The 23,737-nt window shown below is 68.7% G+C and carries 15 protein-coding genes, 2 rRNA genes and 1 pseudogene; 11 read left to right on the top strand and 7 right to left on the bottom strand.

Annotated elements, in window-relative coordinates; all coding sequences use genetic code 11:
• The first annotated feature begins 43 nt into the window (after window positions 1-43).
• Window positions 44-3,166: ribosomal RNA gene (locus OG496_RS24160) — 23S ribosomal RNA — on the top strand.
• A 95-nt stretch (window positions 3,167-3,261) separates the two neighbouring features.
• Window positions 3,262-3,378: ribosomal RNA gene (gene rrf / locus OG496_RS24155) — 5S ribosomal RNA — on the top strand.
• Window positions 3,379-3,486: 108 nt separating this feature from the next.
• On the opposite strand, the gene OG496_RS24150 is transcribed toward rrf, so the two are convergent.
• The 5 genes from OG496_RS24150 to OG496_RS24130 are packed head-to-tail and all read right to left on the bottom strand — an operon-like array spanning window position 3,487 to window position 9,139.
• A complete protein-coding gene (locus OG496_RS24150) occupies window positions 3,487-4,797 on the bottom strand; it encodes a DUF58 domain-containing protein (RefSeq protein ID WP_405972364.1) in 1,311 nt (436 codons plus the stop codon).
• The gene (locus OG496_RS24145; RefSeq protein ID WP_366490427.1) at window positions 4,797-5,786 is read right to left on the bottom strand and encodes a MoxR family ATPase; all 990 of its coding nucleotides are present in this window, start codon (window positions 5,784-5,786) and stop codon (window positions 4,797-4,799) included. The genes OG496_RS24150 and OG496_RS24145 overlap by 1 nt, the downstream gene beginning before the upstream one ends.
• Window positions 5,786-6,979, bottom strand: coding sequence for a DUF4350 domain-containing protein (locus tag OG496_RS24140; RefSeq protein WP_405972363.1), 1,194 nt, complete (start codon window positions 6,977-6,979; stop codon window positions 5,786-5,788). Before OG496_RS24140 ends, OG496_RS24145 begins: the two co-directional genes overlap by 1 nt.
• Window positions 6,976-7,761, bottom strand: a complete 786-nt coding sequence (locus tag OG496_RS24135) for a DUF4129 domain-containing protein (protein WP_405972362.1) — start codon at window positions 7,759-7,761, stop codon at window positions 6,976-6,978. The genes OG496_RS24140 and OG496_RS24135 overlap by 4 nt, the downstream gene beginning before the upstream one ends.
• A gap of 4 nt (window positions 7,762-7,765) precedes the next feature.
• On the bottom strand, window positions 7,766-9,139 hold the full coding sequence (locus tag OG496_RS24130; RefSeq protein WP_405972361.1) for a hypothetical protein: 1,374 nt from the start codon (window positions 9,137-9,139) through the stop codon (window positions 7,766-7,768).
• A 140-nt stretch (window positions 9,140-9,279) separates the two neighbouring features.
• Here OG496_RS24130 and mtnA point away from each other — a divergent pair, with 140 nt between their 5' ends.
• The 8 genes and pseudogenes from mtnA to OG496_RS24090 all read left to right on the top strand — a co-directional run bounded on the left by mtnA (window position 9,280) and on the right by OG496_RS24090 (window position 18,626).
• A complete protein-coding gene (gene mtnA / locus OG496_RS24125) occupies window positions 9,280-10,419 on the top strand; it encodes an S-methyl-5-thioribose-1-phosphate isomerase (protein WP_405972360.1) in 1,140 nt (379 codons plus the stop codon).
• A gap of 8 nt (window positions 10,420-10,427) precedes the next feature.
• Window positions 10,428-11,117 carry a two-component system response regulator MtrA gene (mtrA, locus tag OG496_RS24120; protein WP_187284748.1) on the top strand — a complete coding sequence of 230 codons (690 nt, stop codon included), beginning with the start codon at window positions 10,428-10,430 and terminating at the stop codon, window positions 11,115-11,117.
• A gap of 1 nt (window position 11,118) precedes the next feature.
• Window positions 11,119-13,203 (top strand): MtrAB system histidine kinase MtrB, encoded by a 2,085-nt coding sequence (mtrB, locus tag OG496_RS24115; protein WP_405972359.1) that lies wholly within the window; start codon window positions 11,119-11,121, stop codon window positions 13,201-13,203.
• A complete protein-coding gene (locus OG496_RS24110) occupies window positions 13,193-15,025 on the top strand; it encodes an LpqB family beta-propeller domain-containing protein (protein WP_405972358.1) in 1,833 nt (610 codons plus the stop codon). Before mtrB ends, OG496_RS24110 begins: the two co-directional genes overlap by 11 nt.
• A 206-nt stretch (window positions 15,026-15,231) precedes the next feature.
• A pseudogene (locus OG496_RS24105) lies at window positions 15,232-15,519 on the top strand (ComF family protein); the annotation flags it as partial.
• Between the two features lie 327 nt (window positions 15,520-15,846).
• Entirely contained in the window at window positions 15,847-16,668 is an 822-nt protein-coding gene (locus OG496_RS24100) for a ComF family protein (protein WP_405976698.1), read from the top strand.
• A 313-nt stretch (window positions 16,669-16,981) separates the two neighbouring features.
• Complete coding sequence (hpf, locus tag OG496_RS24095) at window positions 16,982-17,674, top strand: ribosome hibernation-promoting factor, HPF/YfiA family (protein WP_019056767.1); 693 nt, start codon at window positions 16,982-16,984, stop codon at window positions 17,672-17,674.
• A 205-nt stretch (window positions 17,675-17,879) separates the two neighbouring features.
• On the top strand, window positions 17,880-18,626 hold the full coding sequence (locus OG496_RS24090) for a response regulator (protein WP_405972357.1): 747 nt from the start codon (window positions 17,880-17,882) through the stop codon (window positions 18,624-18,626).
• Between the two features lie 19 nt (window positions 18,627-18,645).
• Here OG496_RS24090 and OG496_RS24085 read toward each other — a convergent pair whose 3' ends face one another.
• Together OG496_RS24085 and OG496_RS24080 are read right to left on the bottom strand one after the other, a co-directional pair.
• A complete protein-coding gene (locus tag OG496_RS24085; protein ID WP_405972356.1) occupies window positions 18,646-19,821 on the bottom strand; it encodes a winged helix-turn-helix domain-containing protein in 1,176 nt (391 codons plus the stop codon).
• Window positions 19,822-19,882: 61 nt separating this feature from the next.
• Window positions 19,883-20,452, bottom strand: a complete 570-nt coding sequence (locus OG496_RS24080) for a GNAT family N-acetyltransferase (RefSeq protein ID WP_405972355.1) — start codon at window positions 20,450-20,452, stop codon at window positions 19,883-19,885.
• A 268-nt stretch (window positions 20,453-20,720) separates the two neighbouring features.
• Between OG496_RS24080 and secA the strand changes: the two genes are divergently transcribed.
• Window positions 20,721-23,534: a preprotein translocase subunit SecA gene (gene secA / locus OG496_RS24075; RefSeq protein WP_366490436.1), complete on the top strand. Its 2,814-nt coding sequence runs from the start codon at window positions 20,721-20,723 to the stop codon at window positions 23,532-23,534.
• Window positions 23,535-23,737 lie beyond the last annotated feature (203 nt).

The raw sequence follows: 23,737 nt of genomic DNA, 5'->3' as shown, positions 1-23,737 counted from the left end.
TTGGTCGTTGTTTGAGAACTGCACAGTGGACGCGAGCATCTGTGGCCAAGTTTTTAAGGGCGCACGGTGGATGCCTTGGCACCAGGAACCGATGAAGGACGTGGGAGGCCACGATAGTCCCCGGGGAGTCGTCAACCAGGCTTTGATCCGGGGGTTTCCGAATGGGGAAACCCGGCAGTCGTCATGGGCTGTCACCCTTGCCTGAACACATAGGGCAAGTGGAGGGAACGCGGGGAAGTGAAACATCTCAGTACCCGCAGGAAGAGAAAACAACCGTGATTCCGGGAGTAGTGGCGAGCGAAACCGGATGAGGCCAAACCGTATACGTGTGAGACCCGGCAGGGGTTGCGTGTACGGGGTTGTGGGATCTCTCTTTCACAGTCTGCCGGCTGTGAGACGAGTCAGAAACCGTTGATGTAGGCGAAGGACATGCGAAAGGTCCGGCGTAGAGGGTAAGACCCCCGTAGTCGAAACGTCAACGGCTCGTTTGAGAGACACCCAAGTAGCACGGGGCCCGAGAAATCCCGTGTGAATCTGGCGGGACCACCCGCTAAGCCTAAATATTCCCTGGTGACCGATAGCGGATAGTACCGTGAGGGAATGGTGAAAAGTACCGCGGGAGCGGAGTGAAATAGTACCTGAAACCGTGTGCCTACAAGCCGTGGGAGCGTCGCGCATCAAGTTTACTTGGTGCGTCGTGACTGCGTGCCTTTTGAAGAATGAGCCTGCGAGTTTGCGGTGTGTTGCGAGGTTAACCCGTGTGGGGAAGCCGTAGCGAAAGCGAGTCCGAATAGGGCGATATAGTAGCGCGCTCAAGACCCGAAGCGGAGTGATCTAGCCATGGGCAGGTTGAAGCGGAGGTAAGACTTCGTGGAGGACCGAACCCACCAGGGTTGAAAACCTGGGGGATGACCTGTGGTTAGGGGTGAAAGGCCAATCAAACTCCGTGATAGCTGGTTCTCCCCGAAATGCATTTAGGTGCAGCGTCGTGTGTTTCTTGCCGGAGGTAGAGCACTGGATAGGCGATGGGCCCTACCGGGTTACTGACCTTAGCCAAACTCCGAATGCCGGTAAGTGAGAGCACGGCAGTGAGACTGTGGGGGATAAGCTCCATGGTCGAGAGGGAAACAGCCCAGAGCATCGACTAAGGCCCCTAAGCGTACGCTAAGTGGGAAAGGATGTGGAGTCGCAGAGACAACCAGGAGGTTGGCTTAGAAGCAGCCACCCTTGAAAGAGTGCGTAATAGCTCACTGGTCTAGTGATTCCGCGCCGACAATGTAGCGGGGCTCAAGCGTACCGCCGAAGTCGTGTCATTCATACAACAGGGCCAACGCCTGTATGGATGGGTAGGGGAGCGTCGTGTGCCGGGTGAAGCCGCAGCGGAAGCTAGTGGTGGACGGTTCACGAGTGAGAATGCAGGCATGAGTAGCGATACACACGTGAGAAACGTGTGCGCCGATTGACTAAGGGTTCCTGGGTCAAGCTGATCTGCCCAGGGTAAGTCGGGACCTAAGGCGAGGCCGACAGGCGTAGTCGATGGATAACCGGTTGATATTCCGGTACCCGCTGTGAAGCGTCAAACATCGAGCCCATTAATGCTAAGGCCGTGAAGCCGTTCCGGACCCTTCGGGGAATGGAAAGTGGTGGAGCCGCCGGCCCAAGATGGTAGTAGGTGAGTGATGGGGTGACGCAGGAAGGTAGTCCATCCCGGGCGGTGGTTGTCCCGGGGTAAGGGTGTAGGACGAGTGGTAGGCAAATCCGCCACTCACATAGTCTGAGACCTGATGCCGAGCCGATTGTGGTGAAGTGGATGATCCTATGCTGTCGAGAAAAGCCTCTAGCGAGTTTCATGGCGGCCCGTACCCTAAACCGACTCAGGTGGTCAGGTAGAGAATACCGAGGCGTTCGGGTGAACTATGGTTAAGGAACTCGGCAAAATGCCCCCGTAACTTCGGGAGAAGGGGGGCCATCACCGGTGAGAGGATTTACTCCTTGAGCTGGGGGTGGCCGCAGAGACCAGCGAGAAGCGACTGTTTACTAAAAACACAGGTCCGTGCGAAGCCGTAAGGCGATGTATACGGACTGACGCCTGCCCGGTGCTGGAACGTTAAGGGGACCGGTTAGTCACTCTTCGGGGTGGCGAAGCTGAGAACTTAAGCGCCAGTAAACGGCGGTGGTAACTATAACCATCCTAAGGTAGCGAAATTCCTTGTCGGGTAAGTTCCGACCTGCACGAATGGCGTAACGACTTCTCGACTGTCTCAACCATAGGCCCGGTGAAATTGCACTACGAGTAAAGATGCTCGTTTCGCGCAGCAGGACGGAAAGACCCCGGGACCTTTACTACAGTTTGATATTGGTGTTCGGTTCGGCTTGTGTAGGATAGCTGGGAGACTGTGAACTCTGGACGCCAGTTCAGGGGGAGTCGTCGTTGAAATACCAGTCTGGTCGTGCTGGATGTCTAACCTGGGTCCGTGATCCGGATCAGGGACAGTGTCTGATGGGTAGTTTAACTGGGGCGGTTGCCTCCTAAAGAGTAACGGAGGCGCCCAAAGGTTCCCTCAGCCTGGTTGGCAATCAGGTGTTGAGTGTAAGTGCACAAGGGAGCTTGACTGTGAGACCGACGGGTCGAGCAGGGACGAAAGTCGGGACTAGTGATCCGGCGGTGGCTTGTGGAAGCGCCGTCGCTCAACGGATAAAAGGTACCCCGGGGATAACAGGCTGATCTTCCCCAAGAGTCCATATCGACGGGATGGTTTGGCACCTCGATGTCGGCTCGTCGCATCCTGGGGCTGGAGTCGGTCCCAAGGGTTGGGCTGTTCGCCCATTAAAGCGGTACGCGAGCTGGGTTTAGAACGTCGTGAGACAGTTCGGTCCCTATCCGCTGCGCGCGCAGGAACATTGAGAAGGGCTGTCCCTAGTACGAGAGGACCGGGACGGACGAACCTCTGGTGTGCCAGTTGTTCTGCCAAGGGCATGGCTGGTTGGCTACGTTCGGGAGGGATAACCGCTGAAAGCATCTAAGCGGGAAGCCTGCTTCGAGATGAGTGTTCCCACCCCCTTGAGGGGTTAAGGCTCCCAGTAGACGACTGGGTTGATAGGCCGGATCTGGAAGGCGGGTAACCGCTGGAGGTGACCGGTACTAATAGGCCGAGGGCTTGTCCTCAGTTGCTCGCGTCCACTGTGTTGGTTCTGAAACCACGAACAACCCCACATCCCTGGGTTATGCGGGGTGTGGTGCGGTTGTCTGTTTCATAGTGTTTCGGTGGTCATAGCGTGAGGGAAACGCCCGGTTACATTCCGAACCCGGAAGCTAAGCCTTACAGCGCCGATGGTACTGCAGGGGGGACCCTGTGGGAGAGTAGGACGCCGCCGAACAAATATTGCGAAAACCCCTGTACCGTTTATTCGGTACGGGGGTTTTCTGCGTTTAAGGGGTCCTGAATTCTGTAAAGTGCCCTGCTTTTTCAAGCAGGGCCCGCCGTATTACAGACGGCCCGCACTCTTGAGAGCCAGATAGGCGTCCGCCAATGCCGGTGCGAGATCGTCCGGTGTCGCGTCGACGATGGTGACGCCGGCCCGGCGCAGTTTTTCCGCGGTGCGGTCTCGTTCGGTCTGGGCGCGTGCCGCAGCCGCCGCCTCGTAGACCGCCTCCGTGTTTCCGCGGGCGGTGGCCATGCGGGCGATGTGGGGGTCTGCCACGGATGCCACCAGAACCGTATGGCGCTGGGTGAGTTGGGCGAGGACGGGGAGCAGGCCCTCTTCGACCGGGGCCGTGTCGAGGCTGGTCAGCAGGACGATCAGGGAGCGGCGGGGTGCCGTACGGATCGCGGTGGCTGCGAGGCCTCGGGCGTCTGTTTCGACGAGTTCCGGTTCGAGGGTCGCCATCGCGTTGACCAGTGACGGGAGTACGTCGCGTGCCGTGCGGCCCTGGACGAGGGCGCGGACCCGGCGGTCGTAGGCGAGCAGGTCCACGCGGTCGCCGGCGCGGGATGCCAGGGCTGCGAGGAGCAGGGCGGCGTCCATGGAGGCGTCGAGACGGGGGACGTCGCCGACGCGGCCCGCTGAGGTGCGGCCGGTGTCGAGGACGAGGAGGATGTGGCGGTCGCGTTCGGGGCGCCAGGTGCGTACCGCGACCGTGGTCTGGCGGGCGGTGGCGCGCCAGTCGATGGAGCGGGTGTCGTCGCCGGGGACGTATTCGCGCAGGCTGTCGAATTCCGTGCCTTCGCCGCGGGTCAGGACGCTGGTGCGGCCGTCGAGTTCGCGCAGGCGGGCGAGTTTCGAGGGGAGGTGCTTGCGGCTGGTGAACGGGGGCAGGACGCGGACCGCCCAGGGGACCGCGTGGGTGCCCTGGCGGGTGAGGAGGCCGAGGGGGCCGTAGGAACGGATCGTCACTCGGTCTGCGTGGCGGTCGCCGCGGCGGGTGGGGCGTAGGCGCGTGGTGAGGCGGCGGCGTTCGCCGGGTGGGACCGTCAGACGGTGGCGGGAGGCGGCGAATTCTGTGCCGGGGAGCCAACTGCTGGGGGGCCAGGCGTCGCGGATGCGGGCGCGGAGCGGGCGGCGGGACGGGTTGGTGACCGTCAGGGTGACGTCGGCGGATTCGCCCAGGCGTACGGAGGTGTCGCCCGAGCGGGTCAGGCTCAAGTGGCGTACTGGGGCGGCCAGGGCGAAGTCGCAGGCGCAGGCCACCGCCAGGGGGGCGTTGACGGCGAGGATGCCCGTCCAGCTGGGTTCCCAGATGCCTACGGGGAGGGAGCCCAGGGCTGCGAGGAGGGCGGCGCGTCCGGTGAGGGCCATCAGCGGGGGACCGGGACGTGGGCGAGGATCGCGTTGATCACGGAGTCCGCCGTCACGCCCTCCATCTCGGCCTCGGGGCGCAGCTGCACGCGGTGGCGGAGGGTGGGAAGCGCCAGGGCCTTCACGTCGTCGGGGATGACGTAGTCGCGGCCCGTGAGCCAGGCCCACGCGCGCGAGGTGGCCAGGAGAGCGGTGGCACCACGCGGGGACACGCCGAGGGTGAGGGACGGCGATTCGCGGGTGGCGCGGCAGATGTCGACTACGTAGGCGGTGATTTCGGGGGAGATCGTCGTCTTGGCGACGGCCGCGCGGGCTGCTTCGAGGTCGGCGGGGCCCGCTACGGGGCGCAGGCCGGCGGCGTGCAGGTCGCGCGGGTTGAAGCCCTCGGCGTGGCGGGTGAGGACGTCGATCTCGTCCTGGCGGGAGGGAAGAGGGATCGTCAGTTTGAGGAGGAAGCGGTCGAGTTGGGCCTCGGGGAGGGGGTACGTGCCCTCGTACTCGACGGGGTTCTGTGTCGCGGCGACGAGGAACGGGTCGGGGAGCGGGCGCGGGGTGCCGTCGACCGTGACCTGGCGTTCCTCCATGGCCTCCAGGAGGGACGACTGGGTCTTCGGAGGGGTGCGGTTGATCTCGTCCGCGAGGAGCAGGTTGGTGAAGACCGGGCCGGGCTGGAAGCGGAACTCGGCGGAGCGCGTGTCGTAGACCAGGGAGCCGGTGACGTCGCTCGGCATCAGGTCCGGGGTGAACTGGATGCGCTTGGTGTCGAGTTCGAGTGCGGATGCGAGGGCGCGGACGAGCAACGTTTTGGCTACTCCAGGGACTCCTTCTAGGAGAACGTGTCCGCGGCAGAGGAGGGCGACGACGAGGCCGGTCACGGCGGGGTCCTGGCCGACCACGGCTTTGGCGATCTCGGCTCGCAGGGATTCGAGGGAGGCCCGGGCGGTGCCCGCGTCCCCCGTGTACCCGGCGTTGTCAGTGGTCGGGTCCATCATGAACGGCGTACCTCTCTTTCGAGGGCGTCGAGTTGGTCGGCAAGTGCGATGAGGGCCCCGTCGTCGCTGGGCGGCGGGCCGAAGAGGAGGGCGTGCAGGGTCTGTCCGTCGCCGTGGAGGTGGGCGGAGAGCGCGGGGAGCAGAGCTTCGGGCGCGTGCGCCTGGGAGACGGGGACGCCTACGAGGGGGGCGAGGCGAGTACGGGTGGTGGAGCGCAGGGCGTTGGCCGCGCGGTCGCGGGCGTTGGCCTTGCGGTAGAGGCGGGCGCGGCCTTCGACGGTTTCGGAGGCGCGGATCGCCACGGGGAGTTTCTCGGGCACCAGGGGGCCGAGTCGGCGTGCCCGCCACAGGGCGGCCACGCCTGCGGCGATGAACAGTTGCAGGGTGCCCCAGAGCCAGCCCGAGGGGAGCAGGTCGAAGAAACTCTGGCTGCCGGAGTCGGTGGCCGAGGTGTCGGACAGCGAGGGGAGGTACCAGACCAGATGGGGGCGGGAGCCGAGGAGCTGGAGGGCGAGCGAGGCGTTGCCCTGCTTGTCGAGACGCTTGTTGAAGAAGATGTCGGGCGAGCCGATGACGACGGTGTCGCCGCCCCCGGACGCGTCCGGCAACCGGAGCAGGGTCGGCATGCCGTTGCTGGCGTAGCACTCGTCGGCGCCGGCGGCTGTGGTCGTGTACCTGTAGTCACCGGTTTCCGCGTCGCCCGCGCGCTGGGCGGCGGGCAGGGAGCAGTCGGGGGACAGCACTGTGTCGAAGCTGCTTCCGGCGTCCGCGGTGACCTCGGGAGCGAGCCGGGGCAGGGACGCGGGACCGGGGGCGACGAGGACCGTACGGCTGCCGGAGTTCGCGAACGCCGAGTGCAGGCCGGACTGTTGACGCTTGGTCAGCAGGTCGGGGACGGCGACCAGCAGGGTGGTGTCCGGGCCGGCCGCGGCGCGGGCCTGGGCCAGGGTGGTGACCACGCGCGTGGACACGCCCCGGTCGCCGAGGAGTTCGGCGACGGCGCGGCTGCCGTAGGGGTCGGCGGAGCGCGGGTCGAGGTCGCCGTGCCGGGCGTCGGAGCGGATCGCGGCGATCACCACGGCGGCCGCCAGGAGGATCACGAGCGCGAGGAGGATGCCCCGCGCGCGGGTCCACACCTGGCGGGCGGTCGGCGAGGCCGACGTGGCGGGAAGCGTGGCCTCCGCGGTCATTCGGCGGCCCCCTGGCTGGTCTGGTGGGCCGTGCTGTGGGCGCTGCTCGTGAGGACGGGCCTGGTGCGCTCCAGGTCGCGGTCGAGTTCGGCCATGCGGCGGTACGACTGCTCGCTCGCGCCGCGTCCGCCGTACGTCACGTCGTCGAAGTGCCTGGCGGCGGCGCGCAGTTCGGCCGTGTGCGTCGGTAGCGCGTGGCTTGCTTCCGCGACCGCCTCGTCGGCCGTGCGGCCGGGGCGGGCGTCGAGCAGGGCCCGTTCCTCCAGGGCGCGGACGATGGCACGCATGCGTTCCTGCACGGCGGGGTTCCAGTGTCCCTGGGCGGCGTGCGCCTCGGCGGCCGCGCGGTGCTCGGCGGCGCTGCGGGGGCCGTCCTCGAACAGGGCGGCGGCGGAGACGGGTTGGCGGCGCGGGGTGCCGAGGCGCCACCACAGGGCGGCGCCGACGACGAGGACGGCCAGGATGACGACGACCAGGCCGAGCGTGCCGCCGGGTGCCGCCTCCGATGCCCTGCCGAACAGTTTGTCGATCCAGTCCCAGATGGCGTCCAGGGCCCGCTGCACCAGGCTGGGGTCGTTCTCGTGGTACATCTGCTTGGACAGTTCACGCCGGGCCGCCTCCCGCGCGGGGTCGCGCGGGATCGTCACCGGCGGCTCGTCGCCCGAGAGGGCCGATGACCGTACGACTGTGCCGTGGGCGCGCAGCAGTGCCCCCGCGGCCGATGCGACGGCACGTGGCAGCGCCGTGGGTACCGCTGTGAGAACTCCCCCCGCCAGGCTCACCGCATCAACTCCCCGGAGTGGGGCCGGGGGCGGCGGTGCCGTAGTCCTGGACGCCGGCGGCACGGGCCAGGTCGAGGTCGAGGGCCTCGCGGCGGATGCGCTGGTCGATGTACAGGAGCACGGTGACGCCCGCCGTGATCGGGAACGCGATCATGCGGCCGATCACCGAGCCGAGGCCGCTGATGATGAGGAACGTCCAGCCGAGGCCGCCGGTGCCGTCGACGAGGCCGCTGAGGCCGTCGCCGCTGAACAGCCCGGCGATGAAGGCGAACGGGATGACGAGGATGGACGACAGGATGCTCGCGATGATCTGGGCGAGCAGCTGGATGCCGAAGATCCGCCACCAGGAGCCGCGCACCAGCTTCGCGGAGCGGCTCATCGACTTGATGATGCCCTGCTTCTCCAGCATGAGTGCGGGCGAGGCCAGGGAGAAGCGGATCGCCAGCCACAGGGTGACGACGCAGCCGGCGAGGCCACCGAGGACGGCGAGCGCGATCCCTCCGTCCTGCGACCCGGTGACGGCCACGATGATGCCCGGCACGGTGGGGACGCCGATCAGGACGACGGCCATGAGGATCAGCAGGCAGATCAGGCCGAGCAGCTTGAGCACCTGGGGGCGGGCGTCGCGCCAGGCCTCTCCGGCGGTGACCGGCTTGCCCAGCACGGCGCGGCTGGTGACCGAGGTGAGCAGGGCGGTGGCGACGACGGTGCCGATGAGGACGACCAGGTAGACGACGCCGGTGCTGAGGAAGGCCTCGCTCATGGCGCGGGTCACTTCGGAGGCGCTGGCGTTCGGGTCGTCGAGGGCGTTGGTGCTGGCGAGGTCGTTGAAGGCGAAGCCTTGGACGAGGACGACGACGGTCTGCATGACGACGGCGACGGTGAGCGAGATGCCCAGGACCGTGCGCCAGTAGGTGCGCATGGTGGAGACGGCGCCGTCGAGGATCTCGCCCACGCCGAGCGGGCGGAGCGGGATCACGCCGGGCTTGGCCGCGGGCGGGGGGCCGCCCCAGCCGGTTCCCCAGCCGCCGGGAGCGCCGTTGCCGCCGGGTCCGCCGTAACCTCCGTAGCCGCCGTATCCCCCAGGGCCTCCGGGGCCTGCCGGGCCGCCGGGGTGGCCGCCGCCCCAGCCCGGGCCCGGCGGTGGGGGCGGGGGCGCCTGGCCCTGGCCCGGGACGCCGGTAGGCGCGGACCACTGGGCGGGTGGCGGCTGCTCCTTGGACCACTGCGGGCCGGGGCCCGACGGGTCCGTGCCCGGCTGGTCCGCGGGCTGTGCGGGACCGGGGCCGTCGGTCGGCTCGGCGGGACCGGACGCGCCGGGCTCGGGCCCGTCGGGCGGGGCGGATCCGGGCGAGGCCCAGCCCGGAGTGTCGTTCATCGTCGCTCCTTCACGGTGCCCGTCCGCGGGCGCGGCGGCAGGTTGGCAGCCATCGTGCCATGGGGTGGTCGAGCGGTGACCGGCCGCGGTATGGGCTGCACACCTTCAATTGTCCGCCGGATACGGGGCAGACTGACCGCATGGCTGATCAGTACGCGCAATCCGGCGAGGACGGCCGGCCGACCGAGATACCCGCGATCCGTTGGGACGAGCCCCCCGAGGGCCCTGTGCTGGTCCTGCTCGACCAGACGAGACTGCCGGCCGAGGAGGTCGAGCTGGTGTGCACGGACGCGTCCGCGCTGGTGGACGCGATCCGCTCGCTGGCGGTGCGCGGGGCGCCGCTGCTCGGCATCGCGGGGGCGTACGGCGTCGCGCTCGCCGCCGCGCGGGGCTTCGACGTGGACGAGGCCGCGATCGCGCTGGCGGGCGCCCGGCCCACCGCGGTGAACCTCTCCGTCGGCGTGCGCAGGGCCCAGGCCGCGCACCGGGCCGTGCTCGCCGAGGGAGGCGGTACCGAGCGGGCGGCGGGGGCCGCGCTGGCCGCGGCACGGCGGTTGCACCGGGAGGACGCCGAGGCCAGCACGCGGATGGCCGCGCACGGGCTGGCCCTGCTGGACGAGCTGCTGCCCGGCGGTGGGCACCGGATTCTGACCCACTGCAACACCGGGGCGCTGGTGTCGGGCGGCGAGGGCACGGCCTTCGCGGTGGCGCTCGCGGCGCACCGGGACGGGCGGCTGAGGCGGCTGTGGGTGGACGAAACGCGTCCGTTGCTGCAAGGTGCTCGCCTGACGGCGTATGAGGCGGCACGCAACGGAATGGCGTACACCTTGCTCACGGACAACGCGGCGGGCTCTTTGTTCGCGGCCGGGGAGGTGGACGCGGTACTGATCGGGGCGGACCGGATCGCCGCCGACGGTTCGGTGGCGAACAAGGTGGGGAGCTATCCGCTCGCCGTGCTCGCCCGGTATCACCATGTGCCGTTCATCGTGGTGGCGCCGGTGACGACGGTGGATATGGACACGCCGGACGGGGCGTCCATCGAGGTGGAGCAGCGCCCCGGCTTCGAAGTGACGGAGATCACGTCACCCCAAGTGACGGTGTCGGGAGCGGGAGGCGGGATTCCGGTGGCACCTCTGGGGACGCAGGCGTACAACCCGGCGTTCGACGTGACGCCTCCCGAGCTGGTGACGGCGATCGTCACCGAAGAAGGCGCTGTTTCGCCCGTGACGGCGGAGGCGCTGGCAGAGCTGTGTGACAGGTCACGACAGGTAACGATTTAGTTAATGGGATGATGTCGTTTATGAAGGGACGAGTCCTTGTCGTCGATGACGACACCGCACTGGCCGAGATGCTCGGCATTGTGTTGCGTGGTGAAGGTTTTGAGCCGTCTTTCGTAGCCGACGGCGACAAGGCGCTGGCCGCTTTCCGTGAGAGCAAGCCCGACCTGGTGCTCCTGGACCTGATGCTGCCCGGACGGGACGGTATCGAGGTGTGCCGCCTGATCAGGGCGGAGTCCGGGGTGCCGATCGTGATGCTCACGGCGAAGAGCGACACCGTCGATGTCGTGGTGGGCCTGGAATCAGGCGCTGACGACTACATCGTGAAGCCGTTCAAGCCGAAGGAGCTGGTCGCCCGGATCCGGGCGCGGCTGCGGAGGTCGGAGGAGCCGGCGCCCGAGCAGCTCGCCATAGGCGATCTGGTCATCGACGTGGCCGGTCACTCCGTGAAGCGGGACGGGCAGTCGATCGCGCTGACGCCGCTGGAGTTCGACCTGCTGGTCGCGCTGGCCCGTAAACCGTGGCAGGTGTTCACGCGTGAGGTGCTCCTGGAGCAGGTCTGGGGCTACCGGCACGCGGCCGACACCCGGCTGGTGAACGTGCATGTCCAGCGGTTGCGCTCCAAGGTCGAGAAGGACCCGGAGCGGCCGGAGATCGTGGTGACCGTCCGCGGGGTCGGTTACAAGGCGGGACCGAGCTGACATGTCCAGGGACAGTGCCGCTTCGGCGCCCGGGGGGTCCGGGGCCCGCGCGGGGCGGCCTGTCGGCCGGACGGCGGCGGGCTCCCGTTGGGGACGCCTGCGGGAGGGCGTGCTGCTGCAGGGCGGGGTCCAGGGCAGCCCGGTCCTCCGCCTGTTCATGCGCTGGGTGCGCCGGCCGCTGCTGCCGGTCATGCGGCTGTGGCGGCGCAACATCCAGCTCAAGGTCGTCGTCACGACCCTGCTGATGTCGCTGGGCGTCGTTCTGCTGCTGGGCTTCGTCGTCATCGGGCAGGTGCGCAACGGCCTGCTGGACGCCAAGGTGAAGGCCTCGCAGAGCCAGGCCACGGGCGGCTTCGCCGTGGCCAAGCAGCGGGCCGACGAGGCGGGCAGCGGTGCCTCCGCCGACGGTTCCGCGACCGACGACGGTTCCTCCCAGAACGTCATCTCCTGGATGAGCGACCTCGTGTCGTCGCTGTCCAGCGGCGGCCAGGGCGCCTTCGACGTGGTGACACTGCCCGCGGGCATGGACAGCGGCAGCGGCCGCAGCCCGCGCGGCTCCGGGTACGTCGACCCGTCCGCGAGCGTGCCCGAGGACCTGCGGGCGCGGGTCAACGACCGTACGACGGCGGCCCAGAGCTACACCCGCATCATCTACAGCAACGGCAAGGAGTCCCAGCCGGCGCTGGTCGTGGGCAAGCAGGTCAACGACCCGAACGGCGACCCCTACCAGCTGTACTACCTCTTCCCGCTCACCCAGGAGGAGAAGTCGCTCAGCCTGGTCAAGGGGACCCTTGCCACGGCCGGGCTCTTCGTCGTCGTACTCCTGGGGGCCATCGCCTGGCTCGTCGTACGGCAGGTCGTCACGCCGGTGCGGATGGCCGCCGGGATCGCCGAGCGGCTGTCCGCCGGGCGCCTCCAGGAACGCATGAAGGTCACCGGTGAGGATGACATCGCGCGGCTCGGCGAGGCCTTCAACAAGATGGCGCAGAACCTCCAGCTGAAGATCCAGCAGCTGGAGGACCTGTCGCGGATGCAGCGGCGGTTCGTGTCCGACGTGTCGCACGAGCTGCGGACGCCGCTGACGACCGTACGGATGGCGGCCGATGTCATCCATGACGCGCGCGTGGACTTCGATCCGATGACCGCGCGGTCGGCCGAACTGCTCGCCGACCAGCTGGACCGGTTCGAGACACTGCTCGCTGACCTGCTGGAGATCAGCCGCTTCGACGCGGGCGCGGCAGCCCTGGAGGCCGAGCCGATAGACCTCAGAGAGGTCGTACGGCGGGTCCTCAGCGGCGCCGAGCCGCTCGCCGAGCGCAAGGGCACGCAGATACGCGTCGTCGGCGACCAGCAGCCCGTGGTGGCCGAGGCGGATGCCCGGCGGGTGGAGCGGGTGCTGCGCAATCTCGTCGTCAACGCCGTGGAGCACGGCGACGGCAAGGACGTCATAGTCAAGCTCGCCACCGCGGGCGGGGCGGTCGCCATCGCGGTGCGCGACTACGGAGTCGGGCTCAAGCCCGGTGAGGCGACCCGGGTGTTCAGCCGCTTCTGGCGGGCGGACCCGGCACGCGCGCGTACCACCGGTGGTACGGGTCTGGGGCTGTCCATCGCCCTGGAGGACGCGCGGCTGCACGGCGGCTGGCTGCAGGCGTGGGGGGAGCCGGGCGGCGGTTCGCAGTTCCGGCTGACGCTGCCGCGGACCGCGGACGAACCGCTACGGGGCTCGCCGATACCCCTGGAGCCCAAGGACTCACGCCGCAACCGCGGACTCAGCGAAGCCGGGCTGCCGAGCGGGGGCGGGGACAAGCGCGCGACGGTCCCGGTGCAGCCGATGGGCGACCAGGTGCCGCCGATACCCTCGCGGGCCCCGATCGCCCCCAGGATGGCCGCCACGACCGCCACGGCGGACCCGACGGCGTTGCCCGGCAACGGCGCGCGCGTGGTGCCCCGGCCGACCGGTGGCACCCGGCGACAGGAGGACCGCTCGCCCGCGGAGCCGGCCCGGAGCGAGGCCGCGGGCAGCACGGACCCGGCCGGCGTACCGGAGGACTCGAACAAGCAGGGGGAGGCATCTCGTGGGCGCTGACCGCGCGGCGGGCGCCCGGCGGAAGCCGGCACGCGCGGCGGCGTACGTCGCGATGGGCGTCGTAGTGCTGGCGGGGTGTGCCTCGATGCCCGACAGCGGGGATCTCCGGGGGGTCGAGTCGACGCCCCGACAGGACACCCAGGTGCGCGTTTTCGCGATGCCGCCCCGGGAGGACGCGTCGCAGGGGGAGATCGTGCAGGGCTTCCTGGAGGCGCTGACCAGCGACGATCCGAACTACAAGACGGCGCGCATGTACCTGTCCGCCAAGGCCGCGCGGAACTGGCAGCCCGAGCTGTCCACCACGGTGCTCGCCGACGGGCCGAGCACGGAGGCCGTCCGTCCCCCGGTCGGCCGGGAGGACACCGGCACCTTCACGTACACCCTGACCGGCAACCGGGTCGCCACGGTGGATTCGCAGCAGGCGTACGCGCCGGCGGACGGGCAGTACAGCAAGGCCGTACATCTGACGAAGGACGCGAAGAGCGGCCAGTGGCGCATCGACGACCTGCCGCAGGGCGTCGTCATGGGCGAGTCGGACTTCCAGCGCAACTACATGTCGGTCAACAAGTACTACTTCGCGTCGAACACGACGGCCGGGACGGGCTCGCAGCCGATCGCGGTCGCCGACCCCGTGTTCGTACGGCGGCGGGTGGACCCGATGACGCAGATGGTGCGGTCGCTCCTGAGCGGGCCCACCAGTTGGCTCGGGCCCGTGGTCAGGTCGAGCTTCCCTACGGGGACGGCGCTGCGGAAGGGCGTCAGCTCGCTGACGCCCGACGACCAGAACAAGCTGACGGTCCCGTTGAACCAGAAGGCCTCGCGGGTGGGGCCGGCCCGGTGCAACGAGATGGCCACGCAGATCCTCTTTACGCTCCGGACCATGACGCCCACGGTTGACAAGGTCGAGCTGCAGGCCGCCGACGGCGCGCAGTTGTGTGTCTACAACGAGGGCAACGCGGACACCCTCGCGGCACACGGTGCCGTGAACCGTCCCGAGTACCTGTACTTCCTCGACGACAAGCACCGCGTGGTGCGGATGTCCAGCGGCGGCATGCACGCCGATCCGGTGCCGGGCGCGCTGGGCGAGGGCGAGAAGCAGCTGCGGTCGGTGGCGGTGTCGCGCGACGAGGAGACCGGGGCCGGGGTCGGTCTCGACGGGAAGTCGCTCTACGTCGGGTCGTTGGTGTCCGGTGCCTCGCTCGGGGACCCCGTGCTGACCAGCCAGGGCACGACGGAGGCCAACCGGCTGACGGCTCCCAGCTGGGACGCGCAGGGCGACCTCTGGGTGGCCGACCGGGACCCGAAGAAGCCCAGGCTGCTCCTGCTGCAGAAGGGCGCGGGGCAGCCGATAGCGGTGGAGATGCCGGGGCTGGACGGCCGTATCGAATCGGTGCGGGTGGCCGCCGACGGGGTGCGGGTCGCGCTCGTCGTGGAGAAGAACGGCAAGCGGTCCCTGCTCGTCGGGCGGATCCAGCGGACGGGGTCGGCGGGGGAGACACCGGTGGTCTCGGTCCTCGAACTGCGTTCCGTCACCCCGGATCTGGAGGAGATCACGGCCATGTCGTGGGCCGGGGACAGCCGGCTCGTGGTGGTGGGGCGCGAGCACGAAGGCGTGGTGCAGATGCGGTACGTCCAGGTCGACGGCTCCACGCCCGAGGGCCCGGCGCCCGCGGCCCTGACCGGGGTGAAGGAGATCGCCGCGTCCGAGGACGACAAGCTGCCGCTGGTGGCCTACTCGGAGGACGGGATCGTACGGCTGTCCAGCGGGGCGCAGTGGCAGAAGGTCGTCAAGACGGGGTCGGCGCCGGTCTATCCGGGGTGACGCGTCAACGCGTCGAGGCATTGAGGTGGCGGACTGGAAGCGGCCGTCTCCGGTCGGGCTGAGGCTCGGTGGAGGCGGCCGTTCGCATGTTTCGGGATCGCCTTGCACTCGTGTGGGTGACGGCTGTTGACGGTTGCGCGGAGTTGTCCACAGGCCGTTGTCCACAGGGGTGGCAGGTCGGTCGGGGCGTTGGCACAGTGGTGGGCATGCGGGGGTGGTGGCGGGACCTCACGGATCTGGTGCTGCCGGCCGAGTGCGGAGGCTGCGGCAGGCCTCGCACGGTGCTCTGCCCGGAGTGCCGTGCCGCCCTGAACGGGGCCGTACCGAGCCGGGTACGACCGACGCCTGAGCCGGCGGGGCTGCCGGCGACGTATGCGGCGGCTCCGTATGCGGACGAGGTGCGGGCGGCGATCCTCGCCCACAAGGAACGGGGTGCGCTGGGGCTTGCGGGGGCGTTGGGGGCGGCTTTGGCGGGGGCTGTGCGGGTGGGGCTCGGAGAGAGCTGGGGGCGAGGCTACGGGGCTGTGGCGGGGCGGGATGCGGGCTTGCTGGGGACGGACGGGGGTGTGGCGGGGCTGGGCGGGGGCCTGGTGCAGGCATGTGGGGAGCTGAGAGAGGAGGCCGACAGGGGCGGTTGGGCGCGGGGCGCGGCAGAACGGTCGGGGTGGGGTGCGGGGGATCCCGGCTCTGGTGGTCGGCAGGTCGCGCGGTCGGGGGTGGCCGGGCCCGGCACGGGAGAGGTGGGGCAGGCGGCGGCACAGGCTGCGGGGCCTGGTGCAGGGCTTGGTGCGGCGCAGAGTGGGCGGGATCAGGCAGATCAGGTGCGGCGCGGGCAGGGCCCGGTACGACAGCCGCAGGCACGACAGGCTCACGCTGGGGAAGCCGCGCAGGCTCCGGCAGGACAAGCCGCGCAGGCCCAGACAAAACAAGCTGCGCAGGCCCGGGCAGGACATCGCCAGGCTCAGGGCGGGCAAGTCCAGGTGGGGCTTCGCCAGGCTCAGGTCAGGCAACTTCAGGTGGGGCTTCCCCAGTCGCAAGTCGGGTGGCACGTGGATGCCGGTCGTGTTGAGCCCCGGAGCCACGGTCACGCGCCCGTGCTGCTCGTCCCCGTGCCCTCTGCGCGTAGCACCGTGCGGGCCAGAGGGCATGATCCGGCGCGGCGGATCGCGCTCGCGGCGGCGGGGGAGTTGCGGCGGACCGGGACGCCGGCTCGGGTGGTGGCCGTGTTGCGGCAGCGGCGGTGGGTCGCCGATCAGTCGGGGCTCAACTCGCGGGAGCGGATGGGGAATCTCGCGGGTGCGCTGGAGGTGGTCGAGGGTGGTGCGCGGTTGCTCGTGGGCGGTCCCGTGGTGCTCGTCGATGACCTGATGACGACCGGGGCCTCCTTGAGGGAGGCGGCGCGTGCCGTGCGGGAGGCGATCACGGGTGGCGGAGAAGTTGGCGCGACTGCCGCTGTGTATGCGCGTGTGTCCAGGGAAGGCAGAGAGGAACACAACGGCAGATCAAACGGCAGACCATTGGAGAACGGGAGGGACATGGCACTCAGTGCACCGGGAATCGTGAGTGTGAACGGCCCCGCTGACCTGATCTGCGCCGCGGTGATCGCGGCGTCGCCAGATTCCTTCGAAATAAACCGGAACTGACTGCGAACTTGCGTCGTTGCAGGTAATGACAGGGGCAATTCACCTGAACGGAGGTACGCCGCGGTAGAGGGTGACGACATCCGTCCGGGCGAGATATGTTCGGTTGTGAGAGAAAGGCGCAGGCCGCACCTCTCCTATCCGAATGCCGTGCTGCGGGTTTTCTGCAATCACCCGCGGCCATGGGGTGGAGATCTTGCCCATGGGGGAGGAGGAGGTGGAAGTCACCGAGTCCGAGGTTCCGGGGTGACCGGAGCCTGGTGCGAAAGGGAGACGCTCCGCAGCGAAGCGGAGCGATCCGGGAACGGAGTTCTGCGTGGACATCGTCGTCAAGGGCCGCAAGACCGAGGTGCCCGAGCGGTTCCGCAAGCACGTGGCCGAGAAGCTGAAGCTGGAGAAGATCCAGAAGCTCGACGGCAAGGTGATCAGCCTCGACGTGGAGGTGTCCAAGGAGCCGAACCCCCGACAGGCCGACCGCTGTGACCGAGTGGAGATCACGCTCCGCTCCCGCGGTCCGGTGATCCGGGCGGAGGCATCGGCCAACGATCCGTACGCGGCGCTCGACCTCGCGGCGGAGAAGCTGGATGCCCGGCTGCGCAAGCAGCACGACAAGCGCAACACGCGACGCGGCGCCCGTCGGCTCACCGCCGCCGAGGTCCCCGACCACGTCCCGGGCGCCGCGACGCTCAACGGCAACGGCCACGCCGTCCCGGACGAGCAGTCGGACGGTGTGCCCACCAAGAAGATCGGCTCGCTGGAGGTCAAGGGCGAAGGCCCCCTCGTCGTCCGCGAGAAGACCCACGTCGCCTCCCCGATGTCCCTCGACCAGGCGCTCTACGAGATGGAACTGGTCGGACACGACTTCTACCTGTTCGTCGACTCCGAGACCAAGGAACCGAGCGTCGTCTACCGACGGCACGCCTACGACTACGGCGTCATCCACCTCAGCACGGACCCGATGGTCACGCAGGCGCAACCGCCGGCGGCCGGCGGCACGCTGGGCGGCTGACCCACCCGGCAGACAGCTGAGCCGGTGCCCCTGGAGCGCGTGTGCGCCCCCAGGGGCACCGGTGTGCGACCACTTCGCGCCCCGCTCCGTGACCGCACTGTCGTCCGGGCATGGAATCATGGCCGTACAGGCCCAACCGGTGGGCCGCTGCCTTGGGTTGGCGATGGCACAGGACCACAGGCCACAGCCTTCAGGGGGAGGAACGATGGCGGACAGCTTCGGACCGATGCATGTCGGGGATGCCGACGGCGGCGTCGTCGGCATGGGCGCGGAAGCGGGCTCGACACGCAAGGAGCCGATCAGAGTCCTTGTCGTGGACGACCACGCCCTCTTCCGCCGCGGCCTGGAGATCGTGCTGGCGGCCGAGGAGGACATCCAGGTCGTCGGCGAGGCGGGCGACGGCGCCGAGGCCGTGGACAAGGCCGCGGATCTGCTGCCGGACATCGTCCTGATGGACGTACGGATGCCGAAGCGGGGCGGGATCGAGGCGTGCACCTCCATCAAGGAGGTGGCGCCCAGCGCGAAAATCATCATGCTCACGATCAGCGACGAAGAGGCCGATCTCTACGACGCGATCAAGGCGGGCGCGACGGGTTATCTCCTCAAGGAGATCTCGACCGACGAGGTGGCCACCGCCATTCGCGCCGTGGCCGACGGACAGTCGCAGATCAGCCCCTCCATGGCGTCGAAACTGCTCACCGAGTTCAAGTCGATGATCCAGCGCACCGACGAGCGCCGACTGGTGCCCGCGCCCCGGCTCACCGACCGTGAGCTGGAGGTTCTCAAACTCGTCGCCACCGGAATGAACAACCGCGATATCGCCAAGCAGTTGTTCATCTCCGAGAACACCGTGAAGAACCATGTGCGCAACATCCTGGAGAAGCTGCAGCTGCACTCCAGGATGGAGGCGGTCGTCTACGCGATGCGGGAGAAGATCCTGGAGATCCGCTGACCCTCGGGCCAGGTGTCCCTCAGGCCAGGAGACGGACCAGTTCTCTGGCGAGGGGGGCGCGCAGCTCGGGGGCGTCGACCCGCTCCACGCGTACGTCCGTGCAGTCCACCCAGCTCGCGGCCTCGACCAGGGCCTGGGCCACGGACGGGACGGCCTTCGCGCTGTCCAGAGTGACCTGCTTGGCCACCAGGGTGCGGCCCTCGCGTGCGGGGTCGACGCGGCCGACCAGCCGGCCTCCCGCGAGCACCGGCATCGCGAAGTAGCCGTAGATCCGCTTGGGCTTGGGGACGTAGGCCTCCAGGCGGTGGGTGAAGCCGAAGATGCGCTCTGTGCGGGCCCGCTCCCAGATCAGGGAGTCGAACGGGGACAGGAGTGTCGTGCGGTGACGGCCGCGCGGGGGTGTCTCCAGGGCCGCCGGGTCGGCCCAGGCGGGCTTGCCCCAGCCCTCGACCGTGACCGGGACCAGGCCCGAGTCGGCGATCACCGCGTCGACCTGCTCGCCCTTGAGGCGGTGGTAGTCGGCGATGTCCGCGCGGGTGCCGACGCCCAAGGACTGGCCCGCCAGGGTGACCAGGCGGCGGAGGCACTCCGTGTCATCCAGCTTGTCGTGCAGCAGCGCCTGCGGGATCGCGCGCTCGGCGAGGTCGTACACCCGCTTCCAGCCGCGGCGCTCCACGCACACCACCTCGCCGTACATGAGGGCGCGCTCTACGGCGACTTTCGCGCCGGACCAGTCCCACCACTCGCTGGTGCGCTTGGCGCCGCCCAACTCCGTCGAGGTGAGCGGGCCTTCGGCGCGGAGCTGCTTGATGACCTGGTCGTAGGTGCCGTCGGGGAGGTCGTGGTTCCAGTGCGGGCGGCTTCGGTAGGCGCGGCGGCGGAACGCGAAGTGGGGCCACTCCTCCACGGGGAGGATGCACGCGGCGTGGGACCAGTACTCGAAGGCGTGCGTCTGGGTCCAGTACGCGTCCTCGACCGTCCTGCGGGGGACCGCGCCGAGGCGGGCGTACGGGATCAGTTCGTGGGAGCGGGCGAGGACCGAGATGGTGTCGAGCTGGACCGCGCCGAGATGGCGGAGCACGCCGCGCACGCCCGCGCGGCGGTCGGGGGCGCCGAGGAAACCCTGGGCGCGCAGGGCGATGCGGCGGGCGTCGGCTGCCGACAGGTCGGTCGTGGGGCGCGGGGCACTCGTCATGTCTCCGCACGATAGAGGGTGGCACTGACAACGCGGGCTGAGCTGCGGATTCGCCGCAGCTTCACCGCTGGGCGGGCAGGTACGGCGCCGTCGACGGCAGGCCCAGGTCGGACGGGAGCAGGGAGCCGCCCCAGCAGTCCCGGCGTACGCCGCCGTGGTTGATCGCGGAGCGCAGCGTGCCCTCCATGGTGAAGCCGGTGCGTTCCGCGACCGCGCGTGAGGCCTTGTTGCCGACCTCCGCGCGCCATTCCAGGCGGTCGATCGACATGGCGGTGAAGGCCCAGCGGGCGGCGGCGAGCACGGCCTCGGTCATGTAGCCGTTGCCGCGGTGCTCCTTCGTGCCCCAGTAACCGACCTCGCCGACACCGAGCGAGCGCATCGTGATGGCGAGCATCCCCACCAGATCCCCTTCGGGGAGAAAGAGACCGAAGGTGAACATCGAACCGTTCGCCCAGCCCTCCGGGACCAGTTGCTCGGTGAAACTCTGCGCGTGCTCCAGGAGGTAGGGCGAGGGGATCGTCGTCCAGCGCTGGATCTCGGGGTCCTGGGCGGCGGAATACACGACGTCGGTGTCCTGCGGGCCGACGGCGCGCAGGAGGAGACGGTCGGTCGTGAGCTTGACGGGTTCCATCGGCCGATTCTGCTCGGGGGCGCACAAGGACGCCATACTTTTGCGCTGCGTGAGCGGGTGATCACAATTCGCGCAATTCCTCGGAGGGGCGCGGCACCATCGGTGACCCCCGGCCGTTGTCCCCTTTGAAGCAGATTTGAAGGAGCGGACGGTCGGCGTCCCCGGCAGGCTCCCGGCGTGGCGGGGTCCTCGCATACGATGGCCGTTGCTCAGTCATGTCATTGGTAACCGACCGTCCCAGGCCCGACCGGCAAGGAGACCAAGCCCCGTGTCCGTCCTCTCGAAGATCATGCGTGCAGGCGAAGGCAAGATCCTGCGCAAGCTGCACCGCATCGCGGACCAGGTCAAGTCCATCGAAGAGGACTTCGTGGACCTCTCCGACGCCGAGCTGAAGGCCCTCACCGAGGAGTACAAGCAGCGCTACGCCGACGGTGAGACCCTGGACGACCTGCTGCCCGAGGCGTTCGCCACCGTCCGTGAGGCCGCCAAGCGCGTCCTCGGCCAGCGCCACTACGACGTGCAGATGATGGGCGGTGCGGCCCTTCATCTCGGCTACGTCGCCGAGATGAAGACCGGCGAGGGCAAGACCCTGGTCGGCACCCTGCCCGCGTATCTGAACGCCCTCTCCGGAGACGGCGTCCACATCATCACGGTCAACGACTACCTGGCCGAGCGCGACTCCGAGATGATGGGGCGCATCCACAAGTTCCTGGGCCTTGAGGTCGGCTGCATCCTGGCCAACATGACCCCGGCCCAGCGCCGCGAGCAGTACGCGTGCGACATCACATACGGCACGAACAACGAGTTCGGCTTCGACTACCTGCGCGACAACATGGCGTGGTCGCAGGACGAACTGGTGCAGCGCGGCCACAACTTCGCGATCGTCGACGAGGTCGACTCCATCCTCATCGACGAGGCCCGTACGCCGCTGATCATCTCCGGCCCGGCCGACCAGGCCACCAAGTGGTACGGCGACTTCGCCAAGCTGGTCACCCGCCTGAAGAAGGGCGAGGCAGGCAACTCGCTCAAGGGCCTGGAGGAGACGGGCGACTACGACGTCGACGAGAAGAAGCGCACGGTGGCCATCCACGAGGGCGGTGTCAGCAAGGTCGAGGACTGGCTGGGCATCGACAACCTCTACGAGTCGGTGAACACCCCGCTGGTGGGCTACCTGAACAACGCCATCAAGGCCAAGGAACTCTTCAAGAAGGACAAGGACTACGTCGTCATCGACGGCGAGGTCATGATCGTCGACGAGCACACCGGTCGTATCCTCGCCGGCCGCCGCTACAACGAGGGCATGCACCAGGCCATCGAGGCGAAGGAAGGGGTGGACATCAAGGACGAGAACCAGACGCTCGCCACGATCACCCTTCAGAACTTCTTCCGCCTCTACAGCAACCTCTCGGGCATGACCGGTACGGCGATGACCGAGGCCGCCGAGTTCCACCAGATCTACAAGCTCGGCGTCGTCCCGATCCCGACCAACAGGCCCATGGTCCGCAAGGACCAGTCGGACCTGATCTACCGCACCGAGGTCGCGAAGTTCGAGGCGGTCGTCGACGACATCGCCGAGAAGCACGAGCAGGGCCAGCCGATCCTCGTCGGTACGACGTCGGTCGAGAAGTCCGAGTACCTCTCGCAGCAGCTCGCCAAGCGCGGCATCCAGCACGAGGTGCTGAACGCCAAGCAGCACGACCGTGAGGCGCCGATCATCGCCCAGGCCGGCCGCAAGGGCGCCGTGACCGTCGCGACCAACATGGCCGGCCGCGGTACGGACATCAAGCTCGGCGGCAACCCCGACGACCTCGCCGAGGCGGAGCTGCGCCAGCGCGGCCTCGACCCCGAGGAGCACATCGAGGAGTGGGCGCAGGCCCTGCCGGCCGCCCTGGAGAGGGCCGAGCAGGCGGTCAAGGACGAGTTCGAAGAGGTCAAGGACCTCGGCGGCCTCTACGTCCTCGGCACCGAGCGGCACGAGTCGCGCCGTATCGACAACCAGCTGCGCGGTCGCTCCGGCCGACAGGGCGACCCGGGCGAGTCCCGCTTCTACCTCTCCCTCGGCGACGACCTGATGCGGCTGTTCAAGGCCCAGATGGTCGAGCGCGTGATGTCGATGGCGAACGTCCCGGACGACGTGCCGATCGAGAACAAGATGGTCACGCGCGCGATCGCGTCCGCCCAGTCGCAGGTCGAGCAGCAGAACTTCGAGACCCGCAAGAACGTCCTCAAGTACGACGAGGTCCTCAACCGTCAGCGCGAGGTCATCTACGGCGAGCGCCGCCGCGTCCTGGAGGGCGAGGACCTCCAGGACCAGGTCGTGCACTTCATGGACGACACGATCGACGCGTACATCACCGCGGAGACCACCGAGGGCTTCCCGGAGGACTGGGACCTCGACCGGCTGTGGGGCGCGTTCAAGCAGCTCTACCCGGTGCGGGTCACCGTGGAGGAGCTGGAGGAGGCGGCCGGGGACCGGGCCGGTCTGACCGCCGAGTTCATCTCCGAGTCCATCAAGGACGACATCCACGAGCAGTACGAGGGGCGCGAGGAACAGCTCGGCTCCGAGATCATGCGCGAGCTGGAGCGCCGGGTCGTGCTGTCGGTCCTGGACCGCAAGTGGCGCGAGCACCTCTACGAGATGGACTACCTCCAGGAGGGCATCGGCCTGCGCGCGATGGCCCAGAAGGACCCGCTGGTCGAGTACCAGCGCGAGGGCTTCGACATGTTCACCGCCATGATGGACGGCATCAAGGAGGAGTCCGCCGGCTATCTGTTCAACCTGGAGGTCCAGGTCGAGCAGCAGGTCGAGGAAGTCCCCGTAGAGGACGACAAGCCGTCGCTCGACAAGGAGGACACGGTGCCCGCGCAGGCGAGCGCCCGTCCCGCGATCCGTGCCAAGGGGCTCGACGCCCCGCAGCGGCCGGACCGGCTGCACTTCTCCGCGCCGACCGTGGACGGTGAGGGCGGCATCGTCGAGGGCGACTTCAGCAGTGACGACGAGCCGGTGCGCTCCGAGGCGGACGGCCTCACGCGCGCGGAGCGCCGCAAGCAGGGGCGCCGGAGCAGCCGCCGCAAGAAGTGACGGTCGTTCCGCGGGTCGAGCGGTGAACTGCGGCGGGCGGCCCCCTGGGTGAGGGGTTGAGCTTGTCGGGGCCGCCGCACTCCGGTGGAGGACCTTGAAGGGCCGGGCATCGTTACGGTGCCCGGCCCTTTGGCGTGCGGGCGGGGTGCACGCGTGTGTGCGGGTTGCGGGCAGGCGCGGGGGCGCGGCGGGTACGACCGGGG

Source organism: Streptomyces sp. NBC_00988, assembly GCF_045162645.1.
GTDB lineage: Bacteria > Actinomycetota > Actinomycetes > Streptomycetales > Streptomycetaceae > Streptomyces.
The sequence above is the reverse complement of the archived record's forward strand: the minus strand, read 5'-3'. Positions and strand labels throughout refer to the sequence as shown.